Source organism: Paenibacillus sp. J22P15 (genome assembly GCF_056269345.1).
Genome location: NZ_JBWDNT010000001.1, coordinates 913,562 through 937,088, shown reverse-complemented (window position 1 = coordinate 937,088; position 23,527 = coordinate 913,562). Strand labels below are relative to the sequence as shown.

Here is a 23,527-nt window from a genome sequence, read left to right as displayed (position 1 = left end):
AGGAAAGGCTGCCTTAACGTAAGCGTTTATGGCTTAATTGCATAAAGTAAACCGATTTGGGGACTAAGACGATCGGTTACTGTAGAATATCCTTTCTCTTTTAACCAATTAACAAGTTGAGAAGCAGAGGAGGGATGCCAATGGGCATTAATTTCACAGGAAACAGGTATTTCACCATTAATCTCTACCTCATCCATGAGTCCCGTTATGACAATTCGCCCGCCCTTGAGTAATACACGGTCCATTTCTTCAAGAGCCAGCAGCTGCTGGGAATGATTTAAGTGATGCATTGCGAAGCTGCACCCAATGTAGGAATAGCTGGTTGCGACGAGCGGCAGAGCAAGTAAGTTGCCTTGTTTCGCATCAACGGCAGGGAGTCTTTCTCTAATGATCGAGAGCATTTCTGACGATTGCTCAATGACGGTTAGCTTTGAACCCGCTGCAGCAAGTAAAATGGAGAGATTTCCGCTCCCGGCTCCAAGCTCTAAGCCCAGCTCTTCAAACCTTGGATCAAGCCATTCTACGGTCCGTAATAGCGCATAATTGTATTGCTCTTGAGACAGAACACCTTTGAGTGTGATGAAAGGAGCATTATAGCCATGCCGAAGCGCGATTTCATCATAATTCCACTGGTCGCTCCATGAAGCTCGCAAGATGCGGTTTTGCTTGATCTCTTCAGCTATATGTTCGGCTTGTGTCAGTTCAGCAGTTCCCTTACTCTGCCATCCTGATATCGTTTCATCAAGCGCTTGAAGCGCTTTCGTAGCTGTAATCCATTGTTCGTACAATAATGCACGAGCACCGTCAATCGTTCGGATGAAAGCTTCTGGTTCATGAATAGTTGATATCGCGTCCTGTATAGCAGATACGGATAAACCTAATTCTCTCAGCGAAATGATCCAGCGGAGACGAATAACATCCTCCTCAGAATAATCGCGGTACTTATTTTCTATTGCTTTATGAGGGGTAATCAATCCCTTTTCTTCATAAAAGCGCAGTGTGCGCGGTGTTACACCGAGCAGTTTTGCTGCCTCATGCACTTTCAAACGACCCGCCTCCACATGCTATTATGAACGTTTACGTTACGGTAATGTCAATACTATATAATACTATGCCATTAAGATATGATGAAGATTTGCCAATAGGATATGGTATCGATGATGCCTCGGGGATCTACTTTAAAAATGAAGTGGTAGCGCAAACAGTAGGGCAGGTATATTATTATTATTATTATTATTATGGAAATTAATGAGTGTTCTATATTTAAAGGAGGATGAAAATTATTTCTAACGGTAAATCAATGATAATAGCAAGCTGCATCTTAGGTGTATCTTTTATAGTTGGTTGTATGTTTTTGGATAATAACGTGGTGCCTAATAAAGAGCAGTCCGATGTGACTGTAAGCTTGGAGAAGCCTTTGTTAAAAATAGAAGAAGCAGCAGACTACTTGCATTTATCTGTAACCGAAGTTAATCAAATCATAAAATCTGAGCAATATGAGCTGAATAGCACGGGGAGTTTCTCTGGCGTTATGTTTCCATACATAAAAATCGATGAGAATTTTTATATTAGCAAAGGTGAGCTCCAGAATTGGATCAGTGAAACGTCAAGACAAAGACGTGAATATGCTGGCGGAAATGTACTGCAATAGAGGGAATCTAAGATGTAAAGTTAGAGAACTGAACGAACAAGAAAAACTCCCGTTATTTTGAACATATGAGCTTTAAGCGCCTCATACTGCTCGAATTAACGGGAGTAAAACCTTCAGTAACTGCACCGAGTAACAGTGAAGATGGTAAAGTTAGACCTTACCGTGCTTCAGCATTTCCAAACGGTACACGTATTCGAAAATAAATTCGAACGCTTCCAGATGACGTTTAGCTTCGAAAGCGTTAGCTCCCCAAGCATAAATACCGTGCTTGCGCAGCACAATGCCCGGAATGTTCTTTACGATGCGCTCTGTAATCTCAGGAACGATAGAAGGGATATGCGCGAAGTTGGAAACGATCGGAATTTCGATCTGTGCTTCTTCATCCCAAATATTAAATCCTTTGATCAATTCAACGCCGTCGACAGGCACAGATTTACGATCCCAGAAATATTCCGAAATGACGCTGTTGAAAACGGTATGAACGTGAAAAATGGCGCCAGCGCCAGTTAGTTTATAAATTTCGCAATGAATAAGTGTTTCAGCCGAAGGCTTCAATCGTGTTGCTTCACACGGCTTGCCGTCTTGGTCAACAAATAAATAATCCTCAGGGGTATGAACCGTTTTGTCCTTACCGCTTGCGGTAACAGCGAACTGAAAATCGTCGGGGTTGAAATCGCCGACTCGAATCGATAAGTTGCCGCTTGTGCCAGGAAACCAGCCGCGCGAGGCGAACAACTCCTTGACGTCACGCAATTCGGATAGGGCACGTTGTTTATCTTCTAATGCGATTTGTTGAAAACTCATTTGGATGTCTTCCTTTCGGCATTCATAATATTAATAATATCATGGAAGGTTTCATATTCATGATGCGGAAGTCTGAGCTCATTGCACTTTACTGTTAAGTGGGAGCGGGAGTATACCACATCAGCAAGCTTTGCACCCTCGAAGTCAGTTACGCTGTCACCAATAATGATCCGCTCGTATTGCTCTTTGGGGAAACGACGCATGATCGTCGTTTTGCACATGCCGCAATCGTTAGTGCAATGAGCATCGCATGGATTTTGCCATAGGATCTCAATGCGCTCACCGGTAAAATCGCTGCCGTTGCAATAAATATGATCTTTCGGTATGTCAAATGCTTCTAGAATCGGATATACAAAAAAATCAATTCCGCCGCTTGTTACATAAAATTCGATCTGCTGTTCTTTGCAATAGTTAAGGAAATCAGAGAAGCCTTCACGAATGCGAGCATTAGAAATGCTGAACGAAACAACTTCCTTTTGCAATGAAGCGGGAAGAAGACGGAATAATTGCCCCACGCCATCTTTGATGGACAGCTCTTGGGCAATCGTTTGCTCGGCAATTTTCTCCCAGCCTTCGGGATTAAAATGTTTAATAATTGCAATAATGTTGTCGTTAACCGTAATCGTTCCATCGAAATCACAGAACACGATGCGTTTCTTAGCTGTTATATTTTCTGTCATTATTCTTTGATCCCCCATGCGTTTATTGCGGTCAACAACGCTTCATTGCCAGATTGCTCAGCTGCTTCGCGAAGCGGTACTCCGTTAAGTGTGGCTGAAATGGCTTGACGGAATGCTTGTCCGCCAGCAGCAGTGCCCATAGCATGTCCGTGGATGCCGCCGCCGGCATTGACGACTACGTCAGTACCGAAATCTTTCAATATTAAAGGTACGAGCCCTGGATGAATACCAGCAGATGGAACAGGGAAGCTCGTTCTTAGTCCATGCAGCGGCTCTAGCAACGCATCCTTAACTGCTAAATTCTCTTCCTTCGGCATAACAACCGATCCATAAGGTGAAGGGAAGAGTACCAGATCGGCACCTGCAAGGCGCATCAGCTTACCCAGCAGAAGCGAAGCGCTAATGCCATAGTGAGGCGAAGGATACATGGCTCCGGCCATTGCTGGATGTGCTGCGATCGGTACATTAATGGATTTGTCACTGCTTAACTCATGCAGTACATCATAGCCATAAGCAAGAACGTTGAATAGCAGCGCATTTGCGCCTGCGTCAATCGCCTTTCGAGCATTCGCTGCAAGCGAAGAGGTAGGTCCCGTCAAATTGACAGCATAAAGCAGCTTTTGTCCGGTTTCTGCTTCTGCCCGGCGAGCTGCGTCCATACATGCTTCCACACGTTTCTCAAGCGGAGTCAGTGGATTCTCAAATAAAATCTCATCATCCTTAATTAAGTCAACACCGCCAAGCGCTTGCTTATAGAATTGATCCTGCAGGTTTGCGAGATCATACCCAACTACCGATTTAAAAATGCTCATCAGTAACGGGCGATCATGTACGCCAAGCAGCTCGCGAACACCATTTAGTCCGAGCTTAGGTCCAGGAAACGCGGAGGCGAAATTTTCGGACACATCGAGATCCATAAGCTTGATCTTTCCGTCCATTGACAGCTTTCCAAACACAGTTACAAGCAGGGCGGGAAGATCACGGCTGAAGTTAATGTCCGGATAAGCAATTTTAATATCGGCGTAACGCTCGCCAGCTGCAACGTTCGCTGGCTCATGGACAGTGACAGATACTACTTTACCTAGGTGTTTCTCCATATTCGCCTTTTGCGCTTCAGGAAGCTCCGTCCAGCTGCCAACGGTTAAACCAACAGCGATCGAAAGGGCCTTTTTATTAAAATCAGCATGATCGTCATATGAACGATATGTAGCGATACAAACTCCATTCATTCTGCAATGCTCCTCTCGATAGCTTCACCCAATTCGCCAGCACGATCAGCAGAGCGATGAATAGCTTTTGTAATCGTTTCTGAAAATTTATTGTCAGCCATCAGTTCAAGAGCGGCTTGCGTCGTGCCATTAGGGGAGGTCACCTTGCGGCGAAGCTCAGCCGGCTCTTCGCCAGTATGACGAACCATCTCTGCTGCGCCAAGAACAGTCTGAACGACAAGATCCTTCGCGGCTGTTTGCGAAAAGCCTAATTGGACTGCTGTCTCGATCATTGCTTCCATAAAGTAATAGACATAAGCAGGGCCGCTTCCAGATACGCCAGTAACAGCTTGCTGGAGCGATTCGACTACGACGGCATTAATGCCGACTGAGCTGAAAATGGCCTCCGTCAGCACCTTTTGCTGCGCCGACACGCTGTCCGAATAACTGATACCTGTCGCTCCGAGTCCGATCGAGCTTGAAGTATTTGGCATTGCTCGTACAACGGATGCAGCGCCTCCAAGAAGTTTTTCGATTGCCTTAATCGATAAGCCTGCGATGACAGAGATAACGAGCTGCTTCGATGAAATATACGGTTTAATTGAAGCAATTGCATCTGCAGCATCTTTTGGTTTCATTGCAAGAAATATAATGTCTGCTTCACGAAGAAAAGCTTCATTCGTAGAGCCTTGTACGATGGTTTGTACGCCATAACGCTCATTAAGCTCGTTTAGACGTTCAGCGTTTTGACGATTAAGCATTGAAATCTGATTTGCTGGAATTAGCTTATTATTTATTAATCCTCTAGCGATAGCCTCAGCCATCGATCCAGCACCATAGAAGCAAAGCTGCTGGCTAGCGATGGCGGTTTGTGTTAATTGAGTCATAGTTGCATTCCTCCGTTGTTCCTTCTGATTTTTTCTAATCGTGTAGGATTCGTATTAACCCCTTACTTGACCATTCCCATAAATAAGATATTTAGTCGATGTCAAAGCAGGAAGCCCCATTGGACCGCGAGCGTGCAGCTTTTGCGTGCTGATGCCTATTTCCGCGCCAAATCCGAACTCAAAACCGTCCGTAAAACGAGTAGAGGCGTTATGATAGACGGCAGCCGCATCCACATCTTGGATAAATCGTTCGGCGTTTTCAGTCTGTTCCGTTACAATACATTCGGAATGCTTAGTACTGAAGCGGCGGATATGTGCAAGGGCCTCGTCAAGAGTTTGAACGATGCGTATATTCATAATGTAGTCGTTATATTCTGTACTATAGTCCTCATCTGATGCAGCGTTGATGCCATTCAGAAGGGCTGCTGTTCTCTCGCAGCCGCGAAGCTCAACACCTGCTTGAATAAAGCGATCAGCAAGGGTAGTTAGGTGTGCCTCAGCAAAAGCTTCATGAACAAGCAGCGTTTCCATGGAATTGCAAACGGACGGCCGTTGTACTTTTGCATTAAAAGCGATCTCGACTGCCATGTTATAGTCAGCACTGGCATCTATGAACGTATGACAAATACCAGCGCCCGTTTCGATGACAGGTACGGTAGCATTTTCGACTACATTGCGAATAAGCGCCGCGCCGCCGCGGGGAATGACAACGTCCAGCAGTCCGTTAAGTTTAAGCATTTCGTTGACGGAAGCGCGATCTGAATCCTCGATCAGTTGAATTGCATCCGCTGGCATCGCTGTAGCGGCAAGCGCATTTTGTAATACTTCTACAATTTTGCGATTGGACTCGATGGCTGCTGAGCCGCCGCGAAGCACAACACTGTTGCCGGTTTTTAAACACAAGCCAGCTGCATCAACGGTTACATTCGGACGAGCTTCGTAGATCATGCCAATAACACCGAGAGGAACTCTTATTTTATTTACTTTAAGTCCATTCGGACGATCGAAATGCTCAAGCAGCTCTCCAACTGGATCAGGCAGCTCAACAATTTGCTTAAGTCCTTCTGCAATAGAAGCGACACGATCAGAATTCAAGGCAAGACGATCGAGCAGGGAAGGGCTTGTGCCTTGCTCGCGTCCACGCTGCAGGTCAAGTTCATTTGCGGCAATAATAGCAGTCGTCTCCGCGAGCAATGCTTCAGCCATGTGGCTGAGGGCCGTATTTTTTTGCTCCGTAGTTAAACGATTCATAATGGCAGATGCCTCTTGAGCTAATGTTGCTTTTTTTACGACTTCACTGGTCATAGCAGGAAGCCTCCTTTTATTTTAATGTAATCCATTCATCGCGATGAATGAATTCGATACGAGAAACGTCAACTCTGCGTTTTACTTCTTCTGTAGTTAGACCGGCTACCGCTTGAATTTGCCATGCAGCGTAGTTGACGACACCGCGGCCAATCGTCTCGCCTTGTTGATTGGTAACCTCGATGACATCACCCGGCAGAAATTCCCCTTGAGTCTCTTTGACGCCGGCAGGGAGCAGGCTTTTACCGCCTTCTAGCAATGCAAGAGCAGCGCCTTCATCCACGATTGCACGGCCCAGCGGCATAGAGTGAAAGCCAAGCCATTGCTTCTTCATAGATAAACTGTGCAGTTTCGTATCGAAGTACGTTCCTCGGCCGTTGCCTTCAACTGCAAGCCTCAGATCACCTTCTTGCTTTACGATGCCGATGAAAGCATGCACGCCGCCACGCATTGCGATGCGAGCCGCCTCGATTTTGGAGCGCATGCCGCCAGTACCAACGGAAGAGCCAGCGCCACCAGCGAGCTTCATAATATCCTCTGATATTTGGTCTACACGTTCGATTTTGACCGCTTGCGGGTTTTTGCGTGGGTCCTCCGTGTATAAGCCGTCCATATCGGTAATGATAACAAGTTTTGCTGCTTTGGTCATCGCTGCAACTAGTGCGGATAAGCTGTCGTTGTCACCGAATTTCGGTACGAGCTCATCGGTTGCTACTGTGTCATTTTCATTAATAATTGGTATAATTCCGAGCCGCAGCAGCTCTTCTATTGTCATTAGAGCATTCTGTATACGGCGACGATTGGAGAAATCTGCGCGTGTCAGCAAAATTTGAGCTGCAACAATTCCATAACCGCTAAATGCTTCTTGGTAGGCTTGCATAAGCAGAGCTTGACCTACAGCAGCGGCAGCTTGCTTCTCGTGTACGATCTTTGGTTTCACGGCATAACCGATCTGACGAAAGCCTGCAGCAACAGCGCCAGAGGTTACGAGCATCACACTATTTCCTTCTTTATGTAAGGAAGCCAGCTCTGATGCGAAATATTGTATACGCTCGCGGTTCAGACCGCCTTCTTCTGAGGTAAGAGAGCTGCTTCCAATTTTTACGACTATTCGTTCTGTCATCATTAATCCCATCCTATGCTTGTTTGGTGACAACAAAAAAGACTTCCGTCCATAAAGGACGAAAGTCTTAGCTTCCGCGGTACCACCTTTGTTGATAATCTAATTAAATAGAATTATCCAGCTTAAGCCTATAACAGAAGGCGCTGTCCGGTTCATCACCGGCCGCTCGGAGGTAGGTTCAGCAAGCGGCCTTCGGTAAATTCTTGCAGCCCATGGAATTTACTCTCTGATCGCGACCCTTCTTGCTTAATTGTCCCGTCATCACGTTTCATGTTCAATTCTTACAAGCATATCACGATCATAAGCTGCTGTAAAGCAAGGCAAATGGCGGGATTGTACTAAAATAAATTCAGTTTTCCAACCCGTTCAATCGCTTCCTGAAGTCGCTCTTCACTCGTTAGCAGAGCAAGGCGAACAAACCCTTCGCCATGTGTACCAAATCCAACTCCTGGTGCGACGACAACATCAGCTTCCTGAAGCAGCAAATCAGCAAATGTTTCAGAAGTGTATCCCTTGGCTACAGGCAGCCAGCAGAAGAAGGAACCGCCGGGACGCGCCGCTTTCCAGCCAATACGATCGAGTGCAGCAAACAATGCCTCGCGGCGGCTTTCGTACATGTTTTTTAATTCAACTACGCAATCCTGCGGGCCAGTTAAAGCAAGTGCGGCAGCTTCTTGTATACCGCCGAAGAGGCTGCAATAGTAATGATCCTGCATTAAATTGATTAACTTGACGATTTGAGCGTTTCCGATGGCAAAGCCAACACGCCAGCCAGCCATATTATAGGTTTTGGATAGTGTATAGAACTCAACGCCGACTTCCTTCGCACCTGGTGTTTGCAAGAAGCTGATCGGTTTATTGCCGTCGAAGCCAATTGCGCCATAAGCGAAATCGCTGGCTATAACGATCCCATGCTTCTCAGCATATTCCACCGTTTTTGCATAAAACTCAGCATTAGCAACAGCGCCAGTCGGGTTATTCGGATAGTTCATGAACATCAGCTTTGCCCGCGCCGCAAGTTCAGGATTAATTGCCTCATAATCAGGCAAATAGCTATTAGCCTCTGTCAGCGGCATGAAAGCCATCTCGGCTCCTGCAAGCGCAACACCTGACCAATAGTCTGGATAACCTGGATCGGGAACGAGACAAACATCGCCTGGGTTAAGCAAGCACTGGCTAATTTCAACAAGTCCTGTTTTTCCTCCGAAAAGGATAGCTACTTCAGTAGCGGGATCTACATCCACGTTATAATCCTCTTTGTACCGTTTCGCTACTGCTTCTTTGAGAAAAGGGTAGCCGCTAAAGGGTGGATACTTATGATATAACGGATTAGCTGCTGCCTCTTGAAGCTTCGCAACAATATGGGGAGGAGTCGGCTGATCCGGATTGCCTTGTCCCAAATTGATTACATCGCGTCCTTTGGCCGTTTGCGCATTCGCTTTGGCGACCAGCTTGGCAAAAAATTGCGTCGGAAGTCCATTCATCCGTTCCGCAGGTTGAATAAGGTGTTGACCGATTTGCGTTTCCATAACCTCACACTCCACATGACAAAATCGCTATCTATTTAGGCAATAGCCTTAATGTAGCATGAATGTGGGGAGAAGAGAAGCTGTTGATTAAGCAGCTGGAATGCCCACCTTTTCAATAAACGGCTTAATATCAGCCTTGAAGAGGAACAAATAAGGTCTGCGTTTCTCATCAAATACGAGCAAGAGCGGAGGCTTGTCCTTGCAGTAAAAAAGAAATAGATCATCAGTAGAGACTGAAACGTCATTTGATTTAATGGTAACAGCCTTCTCAAGCGGTACACGATAAACATAGCTGCAGCTCGAATCATTTGTTATTTGAGGAGCAAGACTTGTGATGGAACCAATCCATGATGAAGCCATTTCCTGAAACTTGGCATCATTAGGGATCGTATTTGTTACTTTGCCCGCGGCTACATCGAATACCTGTATCGGCTTAAGGCTTGTCTCAGGGGTTGGAGCGCTCATCCCTTGATGGGCAGAAGCGATTTGCGCATACAGGAATAGCGAGCAGCAAGCAAGAAGCATTGCCGCAAATCGTTTTGGAAGCATAACAGACATTTCTCCTTTTTATTGAATAGTTAAATACCTCGTTGTTAAGATTCCCAACTTGACACAGAACCATGACACGGTATCATTAGGAAAAAAAGCAATTTCAGGAGGAAAACCAAATGACTCAATCTTTGCGGCTAGCGCTGCTGCAAATGCATATAGAAGCAGGAAATCCAGAAGCTAATTTCTCTAAGCTTGCAAGCATGCTTGAAGAGGCCGTCAGTCAAACGAACAAACCGGATGTCATTATGTTTCCGGAAATGTGGAATACAGGTTATGCCTTAACGGAAATTCAAACGATTGCAGACAATGAAGGTGAGCGTACTCGAGCTTTCTTGTCTGAGTTCAGCCGAAAGCATCAAGTTCACATTATCGGAGGATCGATTGCGGAGCATAAGGATGATAAAGTATTGAATACAATGTACGTCTTTGATCGTTCGGGTAATGTCGTTGCTGACTATTCAAAAATTCATCTATTCCGACTTATGGATGAAGAGAAGTATTTGGCAGCTGGTGATAAGCTCGGCAAGGTGGAGATTGAAGGGACAAGCGCGGGGATGATGATTTGTTATGACATTCGCTTCCCTGAGCTCGCACGGAAGCTAGCACTGGATGGAGTGAAGCTGCTGTTTGTTCCTGCAGAATGGCCTCATCCACGTCTTCATCATTGGCGTACACTTCTGACGGCACGCGCAATTGAAAACCAAATGTTTGTGGTCGCATGCAATAGGATGGGTTCGAGCGGTGACGCACATTTCTTCGGTCACTCGCTCGTGCTCGATCCATGGGGAGAGACGGTTGCTGAAGCTGGGGAAGATGAAACGATCCTGTACGCTGACATTGATTTATCCGTAGTTGATGCTGTTCGCACGAAAATCCCAGTGTTCGAGGATCGCAGACCTTCTATTTATGAAGCGTAATTATCGATAATTACTCATCGTTAGATTTAGTGTTCGAATGAAAGCTTCAGCTGCTTTAGATAAATAGCGGCCCTTTCGGCTTGCTACAACTAAGGTTCTCGTTGGTTTTGGATGCAGCGGGAGATATATAGGAGTAAAATCTGAGCCTTTGACTCGCGTCAGCATTTGCGGGACAAAGGCTATTCCCATTCCGCCGGCAACTAAGGATTGAATGGTCTCCATGTTGCTGCTCTCAAATACGATTTGTGGTGTAAAGCCTGACTGTTCGCATAATTCGACGGTGATTTGACGGAAGCCTTGTCCTCGCTTAAGACCGATAAACGGCTCTTTATCGAGCTCTGAAATGTCGACCGCACCTGCTCTTTGAGCAAGCGGATGATGAGGAGGAACAGCTAAACAAATTTCTTCTTCCAAAAAGGGTTCACAAGAAAGAGAGTTATCGATGAGAGGCAGCGAAAGCAAACTTAAATCGGTACCGCCGCTTGCTGTAAGCTGCTCCAACTTAGCTGTAGTTTCTTCGACGAGCACGACTTCAATTTGCGGGTACTGTTCACCGAAAACAGGCAATACAAGAGGCAGAATATGTGAGCCTGTCAGAGGAAGCGTACCGACGACAAGACGGCCGCGCCGCATTTGAGCCATATCATCCATCTCCTGCTTCAGCTGTTCAACAGCATCGAGGATCGCTTGTGATTTGTGGACGAACACTTGACCTGCTTGTGTCAGCTCAACAGAATTAGTTGTACGTCGGAACAAAAGTACACCGATCTCCTGCTCAAGCTTAGAAAGCTGCTGGCTAAGTGAGGGCTGAGCGATATGAAGTTTCTCTGCAGCGCGGGAAAAGTTTTTTTCTGAAGCAATTTGAATTACATAGTTCAATTGTCTTAATTCCATATTAGTTTTCCCTTCTATTGTGTATTCTGCAAGAAATCTATCATTATAGTTATTACCTATAGACGTTATAGATATTATATCTTGGTTCAATGAAGAAAGAAATGGTATAGTGAATTCAGTTAAGAAAAGCAGAAGATTCAATGAAACGGTGGGGTGAATATAATGACGAAAAAGACAATGTTTGAGAAGATTTGGGATAATCACGTCATTCATCAAGAAGAGGGCAAGCCAAGCGTTATTTATATCGATTTGCAGCTTGTTCACGAAGTAACATCGCCGCAAGCGTTTGAAGGCTTGCGTCTATCAGGCCGCAAAGTGCGTCGTCCTGATCTTACTTTTGCAACGATGGATCACAACGTTCCTACGAAGGATCGTTTCAACATTACAGATCCGATTTCGAAGCAACAAATCGATACACTTACGCAAAACTGTAAAGATTTCGGCGTAACGCTATTTGATCTAGACAGTATTGACCAAGGTGTCGTACACGTTATGGGACCAGAGCTTGGTCTTACACACCCAGGTAAAACTATCGTTTGCGGAGACAGCCACACATCCACTCACGGTGCATTCGGCGCGTTGGCGTTCGGTATCGGTACGAGTGAAGTTGAGCACGTTATGGCGACACAATGCTTGCAGCAATCGAAAGCAAAAACGCTCGAGGTTCGCTTTAACGGATCACGTAAACCAGGCGTAACAGCGAAAGACTTGATTCTTGGCGTTATTGCGCAATACGGAACGGATTTCGCAACAGGTTATGTAATCGAGTTTACAGGCGAAGCAATCACCAGCTTGACAATGGAAGAACGTATGACTGTATGTAATATGTCGATTGAAGCTGGCGCTCGCGCAGGCCTTATCGCTCCAGATGAAACAACATTCAATTATCTTCGCGGCCGTCAATATGCGCCTGCTAACTACGATGAAGCGGTTGAAGCTTGGAAACAGCTTACGACTGACGAAGGTGCAGAGTACGATACTGTCGTTCACTTTGACGTTGACGCTCTGATCCCGCAAGTAACTTGGGGCACAAGCCCAGGCATGGGTACTAACATTACTGCAATGGTTCCATTCCCTGCTGATCTTCCAACAGAGAATGAGCGTAAAGCGGCTGAAGCAGCACTAGAATATATGGATCTTAAGCCAGGAACGCCAATGAACGAAATTGCTATCGATTATGTATTTATCGGTTCTTGCACAAACGGACGTATCGAAGACTTACGCGCTGCTGCTGAAATCGCTAGAGGCTACAAAGTTAGCGATCGTGTAACTGCTATCGTCGTTCCAGGCTCAGGCCGTGTAAAAATTCAAGCTGAGAAAGAAGGCTTGGATCAAATCTTTACTGAAGCTGGCTTTGAATGGCGTGATGCAGGCTGCTCTATGTGTCTTGCGATGAATCCAGACGTATTGAAACCAGGCGAGCGCTGCGCTTCGACTTCTAACCGTAACTTTGAAGGCCGTCAAGGACGCGGCGGACGTACGCACCTTGTATCGCCTGCGATGGCAGTTGCTGCCGCAATTAAAGGACACTTCACAGATGTACGCGATTGGGAAATTAAATCCGTAGTTTAATACGAATTGAACGCAAGAGAGGGGTATATCCGATATGGAACCGTTTAAACAACTTATAGGCATCGTCGCCCCGGTCGACCGGGTCAATGTCGACACTGATGCAATTATACCTAAACAATTTTTGAAGCGCATTGAGCGCAGCGGCTTTGGCCAATTTCTATTCTTTGAATGGCGTTTTCACGAGAATGGCGATGTGAATGTGGATTTCGAACCGAACAAACCGCGCTACGAGGGAGCTTCTGTTCTCGTTTCTCGCGCAAACTTCGGCTGCGGCTCATCCCGTGAGCATGCTCCTTGGGCAATTCTTGATTATGGCTACAAAGTAATTATTGCTCCGTCTTATGCGGATATTTTCTATAACAACTGTTTCAAAAACGGAATTCTTCCGATCAAGCTCAGTGAAGAGCAAGTGGAAGAAATCTTCCAAAACACAGCAAAACATGATGGTTATAAGCTTACTGTTGATTTGGAAAACAAACAGCTTTCCGATGATTATGGTCTGACGATCGCATTTGAGCTTGATGAGCACCGTCGCCAATTTTTACTGCAAGGGCTTGACGATATCGGTTTGACTCTTCAACATGAAGACAAAATCACAGCTTACGAGCAAAAACATATCGCTCGTCTTGTTTAATTAACACAAAAAGAGAGGACGATTAAGCCTTGTAGGCTAATCGTCCTCTTTTTTCCTCTAAACGCAACTTTTTCTGACAAGCTGCGTCTATATTTGCGTCTGTAAAAGTCGAATGCACACATTCGATGCGGGCAATTTCAGTCATCGAGGTGGGAAATGAAGAAGTTTTTATCCATGTTGTTGTTAATGTCGATTTTTTTCACGTTGTTCGCCACTGTAGGACAAGCTGCAGAGGTCGTCCCAAAGATTTTTTTGAATGGTCAGCAATTGAAATCTGATGTCAATCCGCAAATTATTAATAATTCGACGGTTGTACCCGTCCGGACGGTATCAGAAGGCTTAGGCTACCATATCGTATGGGATAATAAGGCCAAAACAGCGATAGTCACTCACGCTAGTAACGTCATTAAGCTAACTTTGAATGACAATATGGCGCTGGTGAATGACAAAAAGGTAAAAATGGATACCGCAATTTCCATCATTAAGGGCTCAACATTAGTTCCATTGCGCTTTATAGGCGAACAGTTCGGTTTGGATGTTGAATGGAAATCTGTCGAGAAAGAAGTACATATGTACGAGAAACCCACAGAGCCGACAGATCCTGTTGATCCGAGTGTACCAACGGAAACAAAGGGTACGATCACTAACGTTTCCTATGAAGGCGACAGCATCTTGACCATCAATTATGATGGCGAAGTCAAAGCGAACAAGCCAATGGTACTAGAAAACCCGAAGCGTATCGTATTTGATTTTCCGAACGCTGGTTTTTCATCCTATTTATCTTCGCAGTTTGTGAATGGCCAAGTAGAGGTTAGTGTAGCAGACAGCACTTACTTGCAAGGCTATCGTTATTCATTGTTTTCGAACTCGCCAACAACGGCTCGTCTAGTTCTGCTCATCAACGAGAACACGGGATATGAGATGAGTGAGGAGACTGGCAAAATTCAATTAAGTTTGATGTCGCTTACTGAAGTTCCTGTTGACCCTTCTGTTCCTGTTGAACCTCCAGTATCCAACACTGTTTATGATGTTGTGATTGATCCTGGACATGGCGGTTCTGACCCAGGAGCGAAAAGCGTATTGAACAAGTGGGAGAAGGAATTCAATCTAAACGTTGCATTGAAGATGAAAACTTTGCTTGAGAAAGAAAGCAAGATCAAAGTTCATTTTACAAGAACGGGTGATACTTACCCGACGTTAGATGGTCGCGTGAAGTTTGCTGAAGGCTTAAAGGCTGATTTATTTCTTTCTATTCATGCCAACAGCGGCCCTAGCTCCGCTTCAGGCTCTGAAACCTACTACTATCGAGAGAACAGCAAGGCGCTTGCAGGTATTATACAAAAGCATCTAGTTGCTGCAACAAAAATTAAAGACCGTGGAGTTAAGAAAGAAGCGTATAAAGTAATCAAGCAAACAACAATGCCAGCAGTATTAGTAGAAGCAGGCTTCTTGAGCAACGCAAACGATGCAAAAATGCTATTCGACGATGCAGCACAAAGCAGAATAGCTGCTGAGCTGGTAGCAGGTATCAAAGAGTACTTAAAAGTTAAATAGAAAGCAGGTGTTCAGTGTAATGAAAACATTCAAAGCACGCGGGCTGCTTGCTGTCATCATATTATCTGCTGCGTTAGCAGGCTGTGGTGTACAGGATAAGGCAGGAAATACTCCAAGCAGCACAATAGCACCAACGAATTCTCCTACACCTGAGCCTACACCCGCGCTAAACGAGCAAGATGCTATTATTTACTTAACCGATATTGAACTTAATGAAACAGTAGAACATACAGTCAAGCTTACTTATGAGACTGATGCTGATCTGGTCAAAGCAGCAATTGCTGAATTGCAAAAAGAAGCTGGCGAGAACGCTGTTTCCTTATGGAAACCAATTGAGATTAAATCCGTAGAACTAACGGACGGGCTTGTTACACTGGACATTCATTTGCCAGATGAAGCTCGCCTTGGAGCGCCAGGTGAGAAGTTTGTCATTGAGACACTCCAAAAAACATTGTTTCAATTTGATTTCGTTCAATCGATCCAACTGCTCACTGATGGTGAAAAAGTTGAAACTCTAATGGGTCATGTCGAACTGGAACATCCGATGATGAAGCAATAGGTATTGAAAACGAATGGCTTCGCTCCCGCATAGTTGTAGGATAGCGAAGCCGTTCTGCTTGAGTTAATACATAATTTCAGGGGGAATATCCATTATGACACTGCATTTTGCGAGCAAAAAAATTCTAATTGGAGCGTTGGCGTTATCGCTCGTCGCAGGAAGCGGGGTAGTTCTGCCTTCAACGATCAGCGCAGCTTCCTCCGGTTTAACGACACCATTTACAGACGTAAGCAGCGGTCACTGGGCAGAGAAGCACATAGCGAAGCTTGCCTTACAAGGTATTATTGAAGGAAATAAGACAGTAAACGGCGCCACTGTATTTCGTCCGAAAGATAATGTGAGCCAGCAAGAGGCCGTGCTCATGGCTCTACGGTTTGCAGGATTAGACAATAAAGCGGATAAAGACGCTACTATTGGATTTCCTAATTCATTCTCAGTAAGTAATTATTTCAAAGCGTATGTTAGGCTTGCTTTCCAAGAAGGCTTGCTAGATCAAACAGAAGAATATGATCTCGCTTCCAAAGATCCTAAGACAGCTTGGGGGACGAAGCCTGCTACCCGGGAGTGGGTAACAAAGCTTATGGTTCGTGCGATTGAACAGGAAGACGAAGCGATTCGTTTGCAAAATACGACTTCAACCTTTGCGGACGCTGCCCAAATCAGTTCTTTGTACAAAGGCTATGTGAATGCAGCTTCAAAGCTAGAGCTTGTGAAGGGCGTTACAGCTGACAAATTTGTTCCAAAAGCGAATGTAGACCGTGCAAGTCTTGCAACGATGTTCAGCCGAGCGGAGAAGCTGTTCCCTGTAGCGTATGAGGGACAGGTTACTGGTATCGTATCCAAATTAACCGATTCAGAAATTACGATTTACAGTGATAAGAAGGAGACAAGCTATAAACTTAACTCAGATACGTTGTTTTATCATTACAAGACAGAGACACCAATAACGAAGGAGCAGCTGCTTGAGTACGGAGACGTAACCGTTATTGCGAAAGACGGAAAAGCGTTGTTCGTCGAAGTGAAGGGCGAGAAAGTGTATACAAAGACGACAACGGGAACGCTGGATCGCGTCATCGCTGACGAGAAGATGCTTTATATGTGGATTAACAATAAGCCTGTTGAATTTTTCTACAACGATTCGGTTGTGGTTGTAGATACTGACGGGAAACCTCTTGCATTAAGTGCAATCAAAAGGGATAGTCAAATTAGCATCGTACAGGATAGTTTCCGTGATGCGCCTGCAACGCTAAAAATTGTTGCTTCCGCACAATCATCAGCTACAAGCGTAAAAGGTACGTTCTTTGGTGCGACTGGTGACCTGATTACCATAATGGAAGGTACTACTCTTGTTTCGAAATTTATGGCAGAGACAGTAAGCGTAGAAATTTCTGGGATTACCGGAGCATCAATTGAAGATCTGATTAAGGAAGCGGATCAAGTTGAGCTGACGCTTAATGAATCAGATCGAGTAACGAAGGTAAAAGTTATCAATCGTGATGTGAAAATGATTGCAGGCGCTCAGGTCGCTGGTTATGTTTACGATAAAAAACTATTGACCATTGTAGATGCTAACGGCGGCAATGCACAAGCGCTGTATTTTACGGATAAAACTCGAATTGAATACAGCGGCAACGTGATTTCACTCGCTTCTGCGAACAGTCTATTGACACTAAACCGGAAAATTGTAATCAGCTATACTGGCAATACGATTGTATCCTTGCAATTCCTAACCAAATATACAGGCACATTATTGTCGCTTAACTCATCAAGTAATCTGATGAGCATTAAGTTAGATAGTGGTGTTACGTTATCGCTTCCTTATAACACTGCATATGTTGAGCATGCGGCGATTGCAAATGCGAAGCTTAGCGATTTGAAAGCAGGCGATAAGCTGACGCTAGATTTGAACAACAATCAAGATATGGTTTCGACGATTAGAGTGCATACAAACGCTCAATATGAAGTAATGTCCGTTGATGTGATCAACAAGAAAATTCGTGTAAAAAATGCAATGACAACTCCTATTGAGCTCAATGTACTCAGCACAGAGCTGACTAACGAAGCTGGAGCTAAGCTTACGATTGAACAAATTACACCAGGTGCTCTTATTAGTGTCAATTATTTAGGGAGAGAAGCGGTATCCGCACGTACACTAGCCGTTTCCTATGGTAAGGTTCAATCCGTCTCGGCAAACAGTGTAACGATTATGGACCTGGCTGGTCAATCCGTTGCTTATAATAGCGATGCTGGATTCGTTATTATTGAAGGTGCCTCACAAGGAACCACAACCAACCTACTTACAGTAGGTGACTATGTTGAGATTCAGAAGCTGGAAGGAAACAAGACACAATTTACGGTAGCTGTTGGTGAAAGCCGTATCTTTACGAACTTTAATGCAACTGCTTCTCAGGTTTGGACGGAGAAAGCTGCGGATAACGACAATCGCAATTATTTTAATGTAAATAGCCAAACGAAGTATTTTTTGAATGGAAATGCAGTTTCAGTAACTGCTTATAAATCAGGCGATGCAGTTACGATATTCGGTTTTAGAAACTATGCCATCGCGATCGTCAAGTAGTCTAACCCTGGTTTTTTCATGAATTACAGCCTCAGATATTTATATTTTGTGAAAAAACTGCCCTTATGGGCAGTTTTTTTATAGAATGTGCTTGTTTACGGTTGCGAAGCGTGACAAATTTCGCTACACTTTGAACGATAGTGTTTGATTAGGGGAGAGGACGATGAGTGCGAAACAGAAAATGCGTCATGTACTGGACATTATAGCGGACATGTTTCCAGACGCGCACTGTGAGCTTAATCACAGCAATCCGTTTGAGCTAACTATAGCAGTACTGCTGTCTGCACAATGTACGGATGAGACGGTCAATAAGGTTACGGTAAGCTTATTTCAAAAGTATAAGTGTCCCGAAGATTATTTGAGCGTACCGCTGGAGGAACTGGAGCAGGATATTCGCCGCATCGGCTTGTTTCGTAGTAAGGCTTCAAATATACAAAAGCTTTGCCGCATCGTCATTGATAAATATGACGGTAAAGTGCCTGAGAGTCATGAAGGTCTAACCGAGCTGCCCGGTGTAGGACGCAAGACTGCAAACGTCGTCATGTCCAATGCATTTGGTGTGCCTGCCATTGCAGTCGATACGCATGTGGATCGCGTAACGAAGCGACTGGGGTTTGCAAAGGCCGATGATAGTGTTTTAGAGGTTGAGAAGAAGTTGATGAAGCTCGTTCCGCGCGAGGAGTGGACTTTGACCCACCACAGACTGATCTTCTTCGGTCGCTATCACTGCAAAGCACAGAGCCCGCAGTGTCCAATTTGTCCGCTGCTTGATTTGTGCAAAGAAGGAAAACAACGTATGAAGCCAGGCTTTAAAACCAAAAATAAGAGTACAAAACCTAAAATAGCCAATGAAGGATGATGACAATGAACTGTATTTCTGTGTACACAAACAATTTTGAACTTTTTTCTGATATCTATGAGCAAGTGCTTGAGTCTCCTCCAGAGGAGCACGAGGATATCCTAGTAGAAGGAATTACAGTTAGCGGTTCAGGAGATGTTCCTGATCAATACATCGAGCGTATGCGCATTAAACCAGAAGTTGTAGTTATGAGAGATAAAGAACGTAATATCATGATCTTGCAGCATGGCAACGTATTTGAAATTTGTATGCCATCTGCAGAAGAGCAAGCTGTTTAAGGAGAAGCAAATGACTCAAACAACCGTGCAAAGCATAGCGGGAGCTATATCCGAGGCAGCCGGCTTAATGACAGCTGCAGGAGATAATATACATGCAAAGCAAGCACAGGAGCTCAACAGTAAGCTGACCGATGGTCGGCTTACTGTCGCTTTTTGTGGACATTTTTCGGCTGGTAAATCTACATTAATCAATCGCTTATGCGGAACTAAGCTTCTTCCTTCAAGTCCAATTCCTACGAGTGCCAACGTGGTTTCTATTCGCGGAGGGGAACGGGCATATGCAGCGGTAGAGACGGTTAAGAACGGCGTACCATCTAAAGCTGAAGTGCCAATAGACGAGCTAGATCGTTATTGCGTGGATGGAGAGCAATTTACGTCCGTATCCATCGTTTATCCAAGCGAGCTGCTGGGCGATCACACCGTGCTTCTCGATACACCTGGTATTGATTCGACTGACGATGCACATCGCATGGCAACAGAATCAGCCTTGCACCTTGCTGACGTCGTGTTTTATGTAATGGATTATAATCATGTTCAATCAGAAATCAATTTTTCATTTGCGAAGCAGCTGAAGGATTGGGGAAAGCCGTTATACTTTATCGTTAATCAGATCGATAAGCATCGTGATCGCGAGTTATCCTTTGCCAGTTATCGTCAATCCGTTGAGGACGCGTTTCACGCATGGCATTTGGAGCCTGCGGGGATCGTCTATTTGTCGTTACGTGAGCCTGAGCATCCACATCAGGAATGGGATCAGCTTCTTGAGCTGCTTAACAAGCTTCAAACGATCCGCAAGCCGCTTTGTGTATACAGCGTAGATGCTTCTTTGCGTCATGTGACGGATGTCCATTTAAAGAGGAACGAGCTTCAAGCAGAGCCTGAGCGTGAACGGCTGCTTGAGGAGGCTGGAGGCGAGGAAGCAGCTGCTCGTGTATCCGCGGACATGGATCGGTTAAAGCTGCAGATTCGCAATATTGCTGAGCAAAAAGAGGTTTATCGTGCTCAGCTGCGCAAAGATTTGCAGTCACTGCTCGATAATGCGAATATTACGCCAGCGGGACTACGTGATTTGGCTCAAACCTTTCTAGAGAGCCGCAAACCTGGTTTTAAGGCAGGGCTGCTGTTTGCCGCTTCTAAGACTGCTGCAGAGCAGGAACGTCGCTTGAAGGCGTTCAGTGAGGAATTAAACAGTTTAATCAGCGCATCTATTGATTGGCATGTGAAGCATTTGCTGCGCGTAGAAGCTGAGCGCATCGCATTTGACGGCGAGCGGCTGGAGGCAGAGCTTGCCAGTAATCTTGCTTGGCTGCCGGATTCAGAATGGCTAATCGCGCGGGTGAAATCAGGTGCGGTCATCGGTAATGAATATACGATGACGTATAGTCGCGATCTAGCCGCGGATGTAAAGGCGGTTTACCGCCAGCGTGCGCTAGATATTATCGACGCGCTGGCGGATCATGCAGCAGCGGTCGGCGAAGCTGCCGCCGCTGAGGCACAGGCACAGCTTGCCGCGCTTCGCGCGCAAGCTGGCGCTCTACATGCGCTTACTGCGCTCGCGAAGCGCGCAGAAGAGCATAAGGCGCGGCTTGCTGCTGCGCTGCCTGAGGCGCCGGCGAGGCCGGCATTGCCAGCACCGCGCGCAGCTGGTGCTGGTTCGCTCGCGCAAGCGGGCGGCGCGGCGGAAGCAGCGCAGCTTCCGCAGGCGAGCGAGAGCAGCCGCGGTGCGGGCGCAGCTGCGCGCCGCCCCGCAGCAGAGCGCAGCGCGCTCGCAGGCGGAGCCGCCTTAGCGCAGCAGCACAGCGCAGCTGCGCGCTTAGCGAGCGCTGCGGAGCTGCTAGCGCCGCATGCCGCGCTGGTGGCGGCTGCGCAAGCGATGCGCGATAAGGCGAAGCGGCTGCAGGACAGCCGTTTCACCATCGCATTATTCGGCGCCTTCAGCGCCGGCAAATCATCGCTTGCCAACGCGCTGATCGGCGAACCGGTGCTTCCGGTATCGCCTAATCCGACGACGGCAGCGATCAACCGGCTCGTGCCCCCTACGGCGGAGCACGGACATGGTACGGCGCGCATCGTCATGAAGACGCGCGACGCCATTGTTGATGATGTGCGCTATTCCTTGGCGCTCCTCGGTGAGAACGTGCAGCAGTCAGATGATGCTGCTCTCCTGCGGGCAATTGATCGCCTATCGCCAGATTCCATTGGAGCTGGCGGCCGGCCGCATTATAGCTTCCTGCGCGCGGCGCGCGCAGGCTGGGCCGAGCATGAGCCGCTCTTAGGTCAGCAGTTATCGGTCGATCAAGCCGAATATGAGAGATACGTAGCTGAGGAATCCCGTTCCTGTTTCGTTAGTGAAATCGAGCTTCATTACGACTGCGCTCTCACTGCGCAGGGGATCGTTCTCGTTGACACGCCAGGAGCGGATTCTGTTAATGCTAGACATACAGGAGTAGCTTTTAACTATATCAAAAACGCAGATGCCGTTTTGTTTGTCACTTATTACAATCACGCCTTCTCACAAGCCGACCGTCAATTTCTAATGCAGCTTGGCAGGGTGAAGGATCAGTTTGAGCTTGATAAAATGTTTTTCCTTGTCAATGCAGCTGATCTAGCAGCCGATCAAGAGGAGCTTACAGGCGTATTAAAGCATGTTGAAACGAATCTGCTCCAACATGCGATTCGTTCGCCGCGTTTATTCCCTGTGTCGAGCTTACAGGCGCTTGACGGCAAGCTTGATGGTAATGCGGAGCTTTTGCATCGTTCTGGTATCGAAGCATTCGAGCAATCATTCCTTTCCTTTATTCAGAACGATCTCGGACGACTTGCTATTGATGCAGCTGAGCAAGATTTGAAACGCGCAGCAGCGACCGTATCGGGCTGGCTTCAAAGTGCAGAGGGCGATGCAGCAGTGCGTGAGAAGGAGCTTATTTCGCTCCTCCATGCCGTTAACGAAGCGAAGAGCGAGATTTCGGCGCTTCAAACAGGAGTTTTACCAGAGCAGCTTAAGCAAGAGCTCAGCGAGCTATTGTATTATGTCGTTCAACGGCTTCAATATCGTTTCGGGGAATTTTATAACCTAGCTTTTAATCCGGCCTCATTGCAAGATGACGGGCGTGATTTGCGCAAGGCATTATGGACTTCGTGGCTAGAGCTGCAAAGGCTCGTCCAGTTAGAGCTGTCACAGGAAATGCTCGCCACCTCGCTACGGATGGAACGAGGAGTTCATACCCAGCTTCAGAAGCAATATGATATTGCTGCGCAGCGTCTTGAAGCATCAATTACAGCGTACAGTGCAATACCATATGCACCTGCAGCTTTGCAGACGCCGGATGAGCCGACTTCATGGGAAACAGATACTGTCGATGCGAAGCTGCTATGGAGCCGCTTTAAATCTCCGCGTCAGTTTTTTGAAGGAGAGGGCAAGTCAATCCTTCGCAAAGAACTTGAAACACTGCTTGCTCCTTCGCTAAACGGATGGATGGCTGAACAGACTTCCTTATGGATCTCGTTTTACGAGCAAATATGGCAGAAAGCTGCTGAGCAAGCTGGGGAGCAGCTGCAAGCAGACATGCTTTCCTATGAAAGTGGCAAGCGAATTTCATTATCGGGAAGTGCTGATACATCGGAGCTGAAACAACTGCTTAACCAATTGATTCATCTCTAAAAGTCAATGAATGACGATTGTTCTATCGCAGTAACAGCTGAATGCTTTTGTAAGCGTGAATAACGCTTGCAAAAGCTTTTTTTTATTTAGTGTGTTTTTGTGCAAAAACTGAGTAATAGGCACATATTTGTCATGATTTGCGACCAAATGGGAGCATTAACCGTTTTCAATTTAGATAACGAGACAATAAGAGGTTTATAACAGTAATATGCATATTTATACTGTTTGCTCGCTTTTGACGATGCTGATAATATTCATTCATGCTTACAAAATAGATACGGG

20 protein-coding genes are annotated in these 23,527 nt (G+C 46.0%); 10 read left to right on the top strand and 10 right to left on the bottom strand.

Features of this window, described 5'->3' with window-relative positions:
- Positions 1–26: 26 nt before the first annotated feature.
- A complete protein-coding gene (locus AC0YN6_RS04370; protein WP_475745531.1) occupies positions 27–1,040 on the bottom strand; it encodes a MerR family transcriptional regulator in 1,014 nt (337 codons plus the stop codon).
- A gap of 233 nt (positions 1,041–1,273) precedes the next feature.
- On the opposite strand from AC0YN6_RS04370, the gene AC0YN6_RS04365 reads away from it, so the two are divergent.
- A complete protein-coding gene (locus tag AC0YN6_RS04365; protein WP_475745393.1) occupies positions 1,274–1,651 on the top strand; it encodes a hypothetical protein in 378 nt (125 codons plus the stop codon).
- A 150-nt stretch (positions 1,652–1,801) separates the two neighbouring features.
- Here the strand turns inward: AC0YN6_RS04365 and mtnB are convergent, their stop codons facing one another.
- The 8 genes from mtnB to AC0YN6_RS04325 form a co-directional block, all read right to left on the bottom strand.
- A complete protein-coding gene (gene mtnB / locus AC0YN6_RS04360) occupies positions 1,802–2,455 on the bottom strand; it encodes a methylthioribulose 1-phosphate dehydratase (protein WP_475745392.1) in 654 nt (217 codons plus the stop codon).
- On the bottom strand, positions 2,452–3,135 hold the full coding sequence (locus AC0YN6_RS04355; RefSeq protein WP_475745391.1) for a 2-hydroxy-3-keto-5-methylthiopentenyl-1-phosphate phosphatase: 684 nt from the start codon (positions 3,133–3,135) through the stop codon (positions 2,452–2,454). The genes mtnB and AC0YN6_RS04355 overlap by 4 nt, the downstream gene beginning before the upstream one ends.
- On the bottom strand, positions 3,135–4,364 hold the full coding sequence (locus AC0YN6_RS04350) for a 2,3-diketo-5-methylthiopentyl-1-phosphate enolase (RefSeq protein ID WP_475745390.1): 1,230 nt from the start codon (positions 4,362–4,364) through the stop codon (positions 3,135–3,137). The genes AC0YN6_RS04355 and AC0YN6_RS04350 overlap by 1 nt, the downstream gene beginning before the upstream one ends.
- The gene (gene proC, locus AC0YN6_RS04345; protein WP_475745389.1) at positions 4,361–5,230 is read right to left on the bottom strand and encodes a pyrroline-5-carboxylate reductase; all 870 of its coding nucleotides are present in this window, start codon (positions 5,228–5,230) and stop codon (positions 4,361–4,363) included. The genes AC0YN6_RS04350 and proC overlap by 4 nt, the downstream gene beginning before the upstream one ends.
- A 54-nt stretch (positions 5,231–5,284) precedes the next feature.
- Positions 5,285–6,535 carry a glutamate-5-semialdehyde dehydrogenase gene (locus AC0YN6_RS04340; RefSeq protein WP_475745388.1) on the bottom strand — a complete coding sequence of 417 codons (1,251 nt, stop codon included), beginning with the start codon at positions 6,533–6,535 and terminating at the stop codon, positions 5,285–5,287.
- Between the two features lie 16 nt (positions 6,536–6,551).
- Complete coding sequence (gene proB, locus AC0YN6_RS04335) at positions 6,552–7,658, bottom strand: glutamate 5-kinase (RefSeq protein ID WP_475745530.1); 1,107 nt, start codon at positions 7,656–7,658, stop codon at positions 6,552–6,554.
- A 338-nt stretch (positions 7,659–7,996) separates the two neighbouring features.
- Positions 7,997–9,187 (bottom strand): aminotransferase class I/II-fold pyridoxal phosphate-dependent enzyme, encoded by a 1,191-nt coding sequence (locus AC0YN6_RS04330; RefSeq protein WP_475745387.1) that lies wholly within the window; start codon positions 9,185–9,187, stop codon positions 7,997–7,999.
- Between the two features lie 87 nt (positions 9,188–9,274).
- Positions 9,275–9,736 (bottom strand): hypothetical protein, encoded by a 462-nt coding sequence (locus AC0YN6_RS04325; RefSeq protein ID WP_475745386.1) that lies wholly within the window; start codon positions 9,734–9,736, stop codon positions 9,275–9,277.
- A gap of 119 nt (positions 9,737–9,855) precedes the next feature.
- Here AC0YN6_RS04325 and AC0YN6_RS04320 point away from each other — a divergent pair, with 119 nt between their 5' ends.
- A complete protein-coding gene (locus tag AC0YN6_RS04320) occupies positions 9,856–10,656 on the top strand; it encodes a carbon-nitrogen family hydrolase (protein WP_475745385.1) in 801 nt (266 codons plus the stop codon).
- Here AC0YN6_RS04320 and AC0YN6_RS04315 read toward each other — a convergent pair whose 3' ends face one another.
- Entirely contained in the window at positions 10,657–11,550 is an 894-nt protein-coding gene (locus AC0YN6_RS04315; RefSeq protein ID WP_475745384.1) for a LysR family transcriptional regulator, read from the bottom strand.
- Positions 11,551–11,712: 162 nt separating this feature from the next.
- Between AC0YN6_RS04315 and leuC the strand changes: the two genes are divergently transcribed.
- From leuC to AC0YN6_RS04275, 8 genes are all read left to right on the top strand, one after another.
- Positions 11,713–13,122, top strand: a complete 1,410-nt coding sequence (gene leuC, locus AC0YN6_RS04310; protein WP_475745383.1) for a 3-isopropylmalate dehydratase large subunit — start codon at positions 11,713–11,715, stop codon at positions 13,120–13,122.
- 34 nt (positions 13,123–13,156) lie between these two features.
- The gene (gene leuD / locus AC0YN6_RS04305; protein WP_475745382.1) at positions 13,157–13,756 is read left to right on the top strand and encodes a 3-isopropylmalate dehydratase small subunit; all 600 of its coding nucleotides are present in this window, start codon (positions 13,157–13,159) and stop codon (positions 13,754–13,756) included.
- 156 nt (positions 13,757–13,912) lie between these two features.
- Entirely contained in the window at positions 13,913–15,310 is a 1,398-nt protein-coding gene (locus AC0YN6_RS04300) for an N-acetylmuramoyl-L-alanine amidase (protein WP_475745381.1), read from the top strand.
- Between the two features lie 19 nt (positions 15,311–15,329).
- Positions 15,330–15,869 carry a GerMN domain-containing protein gene (locus AC0YN6_RS04295; protein ID WP_475745380.1) on the top strand — a complete coding sequence of 180 codons (540 nt, stop codon included), beginning with the start codon at positions 15,330–15,332 and terminating at the stop codon, positions 15,867–15,869.
- Positions 15,870–15,963: 94 nt separating this feature from the next.
- A complete protein-coding gene (locus tag AC0YN6_RS04290; RefSeq protein ID WP_475745379.1) occupies positions 15,964–18,447 on the top strand; it encodes an S-layer homology domain-containing protein in 2,484 nt (827 codons plus the stop codon).
- Between the two features lie 163 nt (positions 18,448–18,610).
- On the top strand, positions 18,611–19,306 hold the full coding sequence (nth, locus tag AC0YN6_RS04285) for an endonuclease III (RefSeq protein ID WP_475745378.1): 696 nt from the start codon (positions 18,611–18,613) through the stop codon (positions 19,304–19,306).
- A gap of 5 nt (positions 19,307–19,311) precedes the next feature.
- Positions 19,312–19,584: an NAD/NADP transhydrogenase alpha subunit gene (locus AC0YN6_RS04280; protein ID WP_475745377.1), complete on the top strand. Its 273-nt coding sequence runs from the start codon at positions 19,312–19,314 to the stop codon at positions 19,582–19,584.
- Positions 19,585–19,594: 10 nt separating this feature from the next.
- Positions 19,595–23,245, top strand: coding sequence for a dynamin family protein (locus AC0YN6_RS04275; RefSeq protein WP_475745376.1), 3,651 nt, complete (start codon positions 19,595–19,597; stop codon positions 23,243–23,245).
- Positions 23,246–23,527 lie beyond the last annotated feature (282 nt).